A 1,540-nucleotide genomic window follows, 5' to 3' on the forward strand; every position below is an offset into this window, starting at 1 on the left:
CTTCCTGGGACGCAAGAGCGATGGAGAACAGGGCGGGAAGTCACTGTGGTTGGGCGGCCGTTGCCGTCCAGCTCCAGATGGGCGGCCGAGCCGACCAGCTTCTGCTGCAACAGGCGCACGACGCGCTGGGTGTTGGGCTTGGACATGACATCGTCGCGGACCCGCTCCCATTCCGACTCTGCATACAGCCACAGGCAGCCGGCTTCGAACGGGTTGTAGGTGAGGACAAGACGGTTGTTGCTGGCACGCGCGACGAGGTCGCGGTAAGCGGTGGGAACCGCCATGCGCCCTTTATCGTCAACTGTGATGGCCGTCTCGCCCTGGAACACGACGCGTGCACCCTTCCTTCGCCCGGTGAAACATTGAACCACGAAAACCCACAAAACACCCGGATTTCCCTCTGATGCCCACCTTAGCAGCGGACCCAGGGTTGTCAACAACTTTTCAGCAGGGAAATCGCCAACCACATCAATGGCTTGCAGCAATGTTTAGAGAATTGTTCAAGGCTTATCCACAAGTTGCTGATCCGTCTCATTTTTTGAGATTGAACGGAAGTTCAGGGGTGTGGAGGGCGCGTGAAACACCGTCCGCGCATTCATCCAGAACGGGCTGAAAGCGGCGTCAGACTGCGCAAACCGGGCACAATGACGCCATGTGCCTGCTTGCTCTTGGCTGGTTACGTCACCCGCATTGGCGACTGGTGATGGCCGGCAACCGCGATGAGTTCCACGCCCGCCCGACTGCGGCCCTGGCCTCCTGGCAGGACGAGCCGTCCATCATCGGTGGCCGCGACCTGCGTTCGGGCGGCAGCTGGGCCGGCATCGGCCCGGCGGGCCGCATGGCCGTGGTGACCAATGTGCGTGATCCGCTGGCCGCCCAGGCCGGCCCATCGCGCGGCGCGCTGGTGGCTGACTTCCTGCGTGGCCGCGACCCGGCGGCGGTGCACATGGACCGCCTGGCAGGTATTGCCGCCGCCTATGCACCGTTCAATCTGTTGCTGGCCGATAGCGACAGCCTGGAATACCTGGGCAACCACCCCGCCGAACGCCAGGCCCTGGGGCCGGGCGTACATGGGATGTCCAACGGCGCACTGGATGCCGCCTGGCCGAAGACCCGCCGGCTGATGGCGGCACTGTCCCGTTGGCTGGACCACGAAGGGGTCAGAGCCCTTTCGCACAGCGAAACGGATCCGACCCCGGATCTGGCCCCGCTCTGGAATGCCCTCGCCGACGAACACCGCCCTGCCGACAGCGACCTGCCCGACACCGGCATCGGCCTGGAGCGCGAGCGCTGGCTGAGCCCGGCCTTCATCCGCGGCGACGATTACGGCACGCGCGCCAGCACCGTGCTGCTGATCGGCCAGGATGGCCACGGCCAGATGCACGAACGCCGGTTCGGCGCCCAGGGCGTGTTTCTGGGCGAGAGCCGCGTCGATTTCTGATGATGACGGTAGTGCCGGCCGCTGGCCGGCATCGGTACGGAATTGCCGGGCCGGTCTACGACCGCAGCCGCACCCGCACCGCCTTCGTGCGCAACGGCG

The 1,540-nt window shown here is 65.4% G+C and carries 2 protein-coding genes; one reads left to right on the top strand and one right to left on the bottom strand.

What is annotated here, in order from left to right; all coding sequences use genetic code 11:
* Nucleotides 1-329: division/cell wall cluster transcriptional repressor MraZ (locus ACQKDV_RS19420; protein WP_427785856.1), on the bottom strand; the 329-nt coding region annotated here is incomplete at its 3' end.
* A gap of 323 nt (nt 330-652) precedes the next feature.
* On the opposite strand from ACQKDV_RS19420, the gene ACQKDV_RS19425 reads away from it, so the two are divergent.
* Nucleotides 653-1,441 (top strand): NRDE family protein, encoded by a 789-nt coding sequence (locus tag ACQKDV_RS19425; RefSeq protein WP_427785855.1) that lies wholly within the window; start codon nt 653-655, stop codon nt 1,439-1,441.
* The last annotated feature ends 99 nt before the right edge of the window (nt 1,442-1,540 follow it).

The sequence above is a fragment of the Stenotrophomonas sp. NPDC077659 genome (assembly GCF_050268705.1).
Classification (GTDB): domain Bacteria; phylum Pseudomonadota; class Gammaproteobacteria; order Xanthomonadales; family Xanthomonadaceae; genus Stenotrophomonas.